This is a genomic window from Dapis purpurea BLCC-M126 (genome assembly GCF_050015975.1).
Lineage (GTDB): Bacteria > Cyanobacteriota > Cyanobacteriia > Cyanobacteriales > Microcoleaceae > Trichodesmium.
In genome coordinates, this window is the sequence record NZ_JBNHER010000193.1 from 1 (window position 1) to 6189 (window position 6189).

The window sequence follows — 6189 nt, forward strand, 5'->3', positions numbered from 1 at the left end:
TTTAACCAGAGGTAATTATCAATTATCCATTATCAATTATCAATTAATGAACCACCTTGCTCTCCTGACACAGCTAAAATAGTTCATTATTTTAGGGAGAAAGTATTAGCGTATATGGACTAAAATTATTGTGGGAAAAAACCTAATTCCCTATTCCAAAGTTTCCACTGGTACAGGTTCCCAAACCTCACCATATTTTTCCTTCAACTCTTGCCAAGCTTCCACCTGACCAGGTTCATACTCTCCTGGTTTTCCCCATTGCAAAAATGAACTCAAAGCCACTTCGCCGTTACTATCTAAAAAACGAATTGCGTAAGTAGTAAAATTTCCCCGTTTTGCTTCCCCAGTTTCAAACTTTACTTGTTTAATCTGATCCATATTCAGATGAAACTCAAAAATATCAGTGTGCATATTAGCATATTTACCTTTGGGAAGTTCAGCATAAAATAACTTTTGAATTTTTTCTCTAACTTCTAATACTGCAGCACTACTTGTCACAATTAAACGTAAAGTTCCAAGTTGTTCACAAGCTTCTAAAAAATCTTTCAGGTTAGTAGTCATAGATAGATATTTATTCTGATTATTTATTTTTCATAGTGTTCATAAGCAGCAACTATTCTCTGTACTAAAGGATGTCGTACCACATCCGCTTGAGATAGTTCACAAATAGCAATACCTTCAACATTCCGTAGAATCTTCATAGCAACAGATAATCCTGATTTTTGACTTAGGGGTAAATCTGTTTGAGTAATATCTCCTGTCACTACCATTTTTGAACGGAAACCTAAACGAGTTAATACCATTTTCATCTGAGCAGGAGTAGTATTTTGAGCTTCATCAAGAATCACAAAAGAGTTATTCAAAGTCCGACCTCTCATATAAGCTAAAGGTGCAACTTCAATAACTCCTTTTTCCATCAAAGTATTCACTTTTTCTGGTTCAATTAATTCATAAAGAGCATCATATAAAGGTCGTAAATAGGGATTAATTTTTTGTTGCAAATCTCCTGGCAAAAATCCTAATTTTTCTCCTGCTTCAACAGCAGGTCTAGTTAAGATTAGGCGTTCATATTGGTCGTCTAAAAGTGCTTTTACTGCTAAAATAGCTCCCAAAAATGTTTTACCAGTCCCCGCAGGGCCTACACAAAAAGTCATATCGTGGGTGCGAATGGCCTGGACATATTTTCTTTGCCGAAAAGTTTTAGCCCGAATTTCTAGTCCACGGCGAGTTTTGGCCAGAACATCTTGCTGAAGTTGTTCGAGGTCATCTTGACGGTTTGTCTCAATAGCATGGCGAGCAGTGAGAATTTCTACCCCAGTGATAGTTTTGCCATGTTTCCAAAGGCTTTCTAGAGAATATACAATTTTCTGGCATCGCTCAATTTGAGTTGCAGTGCCAGTTATAAATAATTCTTGTCCGCGTAGTACGATATTTGCCCCTGTATGCTTTGCCAGTAGTTTTATATTTTCTTCCTGATAGCCAGAAAGAGCGATCGCGCTATCAATACTAGGCAATTCTATTTGTAGTGCCTCTGTCATGCCAACATATTTCTTTATCTCATCCTCATTCTAGAATTGTTGGAATTAGCTATTCTAAAGCTAATCATAGTAAAATTTACCAAAAAATAAGGTTACCCTTTTAAGGGGATGAAAAAAATAAACTTCAGTATTTCAACTCTCTCTTCAGCCACAGGTAATAATAACTGTTAGCGAAGCTCCTCCGTAGGAGGCTAACTGAAATGCCCCCACTATTCCTGAGAGAGGTTAGTGGTGGCATTAGTTATGATTTTTATGTCATTCCATGTCCATTTCTTTTATATCTAATTGGACTTGGAGTTGTACCACGATGACGAGATAGTCTATGTCTGTTTTCAGGGAGGCGACTACTTGGTATAGTCCTTCTATTGTATACTCCCTCTTCTCGATTACTTGGATAGTCAGAATGATAAGAGCGTTGTATCTCTGGCTGGTCTTCGTATATTTCCAAATGTACAGATTGACCTGCTATTTGAGCTACTGCTGCTAACACAGTACGAACTGCTTGGATATTACGTCCTCCACGACCATATACTCGCCCTTTTTCCGGTTCATCAAAAGCCAGACGAATCCAAGCTTTTGCTTGCCGGGGGTTAACTTCACAGTCCACTCGTAAAGACTCTGGTGACTCTAGAAATGGCTCAATTAAAGACCTAACTATTTCAGCATAATCAGGATTCGTTGACTGGTGGTTGTTCCTCAGATTCGCTAATTGTTGCTGTTGCAGTTGACTCACTGTCACTGGTTTCGTTGGTTTCGGTATTGGCAGTTGCTTGGATCGATTCAGTATTGGTAATGGCTTCGGTCGATTCTGCATGGGAAACTGATACGTTTGCTTGGGTGTTAACTCCGATTCTGGATGATTCAAGGACATTGGCTTTTCTCAATATGTCACGCACTGTATCTGTTGGCTGGGCACCTTGTTCAAGGCGTCTTGTAATTGCTGGTACATCTAACCTTGTTTCATCTGTTCTGGGATTATAAAAGCCGAGTTCTTCTAATGGACGGCCATCACGACGGGAGTCGCTATTCATTGCTACTATCCGGTAGCTAGTCTCCCGTTTTTTTCCATATCGCTTTAATCGCAGTTTGATCATTTCGAGTGATTATACTCCTGTTTGGAATTATAAGCTATTGTTTCATCGTAACCTAGGCAGCATTTCGATATTTTTATCAACTCTACAGTTTTTTACTAGGTATTTTTGACTCTTGCTGTCCGTTCTGCTGAACTTACCCAAACTTACTCAAACCAAGATTTGAGTTTTGGAGACAAGCTTCCTGCTTCACTGAAGACTACTGCCCCAAAGACTGTAATTTATCTTCTCCACAGGCTTAAAATCGGCGGGAACTCCACCTACTTATCTTATAAGACTTCACGGGACGGGGCAGGGTTTAAATAAAATGCTATATTGAGCATCTACCATGAGAAATTTTGACAAAAAGTATGTTTAAGTATACTTGGGTAAGATTTCAGCTTCTGTTTCTGCCCTTCTTTTAAAGCTGCCCAAAGCCCTTTTTCTTTTTCTGCTTCTTTTTCTTCTTACCACTACCCATACCTTGCTGGTTACGCCAACCAGGAGGTGTTTTACCTCCTAGCATACCAGGCATTTCCATACCAGGCATACCAGGCATCCCCATACCAGGCATTCCACCTTGGCCCATTTGCTGCATTAGCGATCGCATTCTTTGGAAGTCACTCACCAGTTTACTAACATCTTTCTCAGCATAACCTGAACCACCAGCAATACGTCGTCGTCGGGAAGGAGATTTGGCTAAAAGTTCTGGATTTTGGCGCTCTTGGCGTGTCATAGAATTAATCATAGATTCACACCGCTTAAGCTGAGTTTCTCCCTGCTGCAACTGATCCTCACTTATTTTATTCATTCCCGGAATTAATTTCATAATTCCTCCCAGGGAACCCATATTTTTCATCAGCCGCGTTTGCTTTAGGAAGTCAGTAAAGTCAAACTTAGCTGAGAGAATTTTCTCTTGCATTTTTTCAGCATCAGCTATGTCAAACTCTTCCTGAGCCTTTTCTACCAGGGTAAGTACATCTCCCATCCCCAGAATTCGAGAAGCCATTCTTTCTGGATAGAAAGGTTGTAGGGCTTCTACTTTTTCTCCCACCCCTACAAATTTTATCGGTTGACCGGAAATTCGACGGACTGATAAAGCTGCCCCACCTCTTGTATCCCCGTCCATTTTTGTTAGGATTGCCCCTGTTATCCCAATTTGGTCGTTGAAGGTACGGGTCAATGTTGCAGCCTCTTGACCTGTCATTGCGTCTACTACTAGCAAGGTTTCCTGGGGCTCAACTGCTGCTTTAATTCTAGCAAGTTCGGCCATCATATCTTGGTCTATCTGTAGCCGACCTGCTGTATCTATAATTACTGTATCTATACCATCTGCTTTAGCCTGCTCTACTCCTTTTTGAGCAATTTCTACAGGGTCTATATCTGTACCTAATTCAAATACGGATACATCTATTTGTTTACCTAGGGTAACTAACTGGTCAATAGCAGCTGGTCTATATATATCAGTAGCTACTAGCAAAGCACTCCGGTTCTGCTTCCGTAAATGTAGGGCCAACTTAGCTGAAGCTGTGGTTTTCCCTGTTCCCTGTAAACCTGCCATTAAGACAATAGTCGGCAGTTGGTCAGCTTTTGCTAATGGAGTATTGGTTTCTCCCATTACCTCTGCTAGCTCATCATGGACTATTTTGATGAACTGTTGGTCTGGTCTTACTCCTGTTAATACATTTGCTCCTTTTGCCTTGGTGCTGACCTCGGCTATAAAGTCTTTCACAACTTGTAAGTTTACATCTGCCTCTAATAGGGCACGACGTACTTCTCGCAGGGCTTCTTGGATATTGGAGTCTGTAATTTTGTCTTGACCCCTTAGTTTTTTCCAGGTGACTTCTAAGCGGTCAGCAAGGGCTTCAAACATAAAGCAATTTCAGCTAACTAGTAGTAGTCTTTTATTATATATCATTTAACAACTTTTTGTATTTTTTTCCTAATTTTTTTTAGTGTTTATCTTTGTATTTGGGAATTCTCAGCTTTATTGTCTTGCTTAACTACTTTTTATCTTTTATGTATTGCTCATCCCAAACTTTAACAATATCTACTTTGATTGAGGCATTTATCTCGTTTCCACAAGATTAATCTCTATTCATAACCTACTTTCCGATCAAACACTTACACAATTTATTTTTTAGGGTTTTCGCTGCAAATAAAATTTTTTCTATATCTTAAATAATTAAGTATTTTAGGAGTTTTTCTGATCCTTAAGTTGACAGTTAAATTTTTTTTCTAAAAAAACTCTAGGTGAAGGAATATAATAACCAATCTAACTATTTGTACTAAAATAAAATTCACCATAACACAATCCAAACAATTTGTAAACCTAGATATAGCATTGAGCATGCATTAATACTGCTTGGTAAGAAATACTTTACACTTTTGTCTTTTTCCTGAATTTCCTCACACCTAAAACTTATGACTTAACACCTTTTTTTCAGCATATCTAGCAAACATTGTGAAATATTTGGTATTATTAAAATTTAATTTTTACAGTTCGTCCGTGATCTAAAATATTGCCTTAGAGGCAAGAATGACCATCCATAATATGCTGTGGGTAGAATTCATTTTTACTCTTTAAAAGTCCTCTATCCTGTTAATCTTTCAGTTCTAATGACAATACCCAATAGATAATTTATCAGTGGTAAGAGGTTAGTAAGAAGTCACACAAAGACTAGGGTATGTAAGGAAAAGTAAAGTCTCTCAAAAACTTCTTTCCTTCAGGATAGCTGTCCCTAAGTTGCAAATCCGATGGTTTTTATGCCTATCCAATCATATCAGCATCATTTTTAACACTAACCTAACTTAGACAAAATTATTTCAGATATTTACTACTCAACTCCAGATATATTTTCTATATTTTCTGCTTTGGACATCAGTGTAATCCATACACTACACTATAGTTTAGAAACTGCTTGTAAAATTAAGTTTTAAGAGACTGTTGGGCAACTAAATATAAAAGCTGGAATAGTTCCGGGGATTTAAATATGGCGGTTGGATACAGTATCAGTATTCATACTCCTAAAGTTATGGTAAAAATAGTTGTGCTTTTAAGCCACCTCCCTGTTCCCTATTTCATTTTTTTATATTTCCTTAGTAATGCTAAGTAATTTGTAAAACTTCCAAAGTCAAAGTATAGATCAAAAATCTGAACCTCTTAACCTTTATTACGCATTCGCACTTAATTTATTCCCTAACGATCAGATCCAGATATTGTATAAATACAAACAATAGGAACTTCTATATACTAAGTGCAGAATATATGAGGATATAATACTAATAAAAAAAAGAATGTTACGAAAATAAGGAAGATTTAAAGACTTTATCTGAGATCTCCTTTTGACTAAACAGGGAATATAAATAGTAATAAATAGTATTTAAGCTATTCATTCTGACTCCTGACTCATGAGTCTCAAAAACAGCGTAACTATTTGTAGTAAACATTAATCAAATTGGTATAAACTCTGTGCTGTAGTTAAATATCAATAATTTTCCGGAGTTTGATTGATCTTTATACTGGCTTATATCATGTTCGGATGATCACTTATAATAAAGCCAAAATCATTACAGTAGAA

At 37.4% G+C, this 6189-nt stretch carries 4 protein-coding genes and 1 pseudogene; all 5 read right to left on the reverse strand.

Annotated elements, in window-relative coordinates:
- Positions 1 to 150: 150 nt before the first annotated feature.
- The 5 genes and pseudogenes from ACP6PL_RS16765 to ffh all read right to left on the reverse strand — a co-directional run bounded on the left by ACP6PL_RS16765 (position 151) and on the right by ffh (position 4481).
- Positions 151 to 561, reverse strand: a complete 411-nt coding sequence (locus tag ACP6PL_RS16765) for a ChuX/HutX family heme-like substrate-binding protein (RefSeq protein WP_426546403.1) — start codon at positions 559 to 561, stop codon at positions 151 to 153.
- Between the two features lie 23 nt (positions 562 to 584).
- The gene (locus ACP6PL_RS16770) at positions 585 to 1538 is read right to left on the reverse strand and encodes a PhoH family protein (protein ID WP_426546404.1); all 954 of its coding nucleotides are present in this window, start codon (positions 1536 to 1538) and stop codon (positions 585 to 587) included.
- A 250-nt stretch (positions 1539 to 1788) separates the two neighbouring features.
- On the reverse strand, positions 1789 to 2409 hold the full coding sequence (locus ACP6PL_RS16775) for a KH domain-containing protein (RefSeq protein ID WP_426546405.1): 621 nt from the start codon (positions 2407 to 2409) through the stop codon (positions 1789 to 1791).
- Positions 2363 to 2632, reverse strand: a pseudogene (gene rpsP / locus ACP6PL_RS16780) (30S ribosomal protein S16); the annotation flags it as partial. The pseudogene rpsP and the gene ACP6PL_RS16775, both read right to left, overlap by 47 nt.
- 397 nt (positions 2633 to 3029) lie before the next feature.
- Positions 3030 to 4481, reverse strand: a complete 1452-nt coding sequence (ffh, locus tag ACP6PL_RS16785; protein ID WP_426546406.1) for a signal recognition particle protein — start codon at positions 4479 to 4481, stop codon at positions 3030 to 3032.
- Positions 4482 to 6189: the final 1708 nt, after the last annotated feature.

Bases quoted from the DNA above. Each gene is read 5' to 3' on its own strand.
- ACP6PL_RS16765 (WP_426546403.1), bottom strand. From the start codon at position 561: ATGACTACTAACCTGAAAGATTTTTTAGAAGCTTGTGAACAACTTGGA.
- ACP6PL_RS16770 (WP_426546404.1), bottom strand. From the start codon at position 1,538: ATGACAGAGGCACTACAAATAGAATTGCCTAGTATTGATAGCGCGATC.
- ACP6PL_RS16775 (WP_426546405.1), bottom strand. From the start codon at position 2,409: ATGTCCTTGAATCATCCAGAATCGGAGTTAACACCCAAGCAAACGTAT.
- ffh (WP_426546406.1), bottom strand. From the start codon at position 4,481: ATGTTTGAAGCCCTTGCTGACCGCTTAGAAGTCACCTGGAAAAAACTA.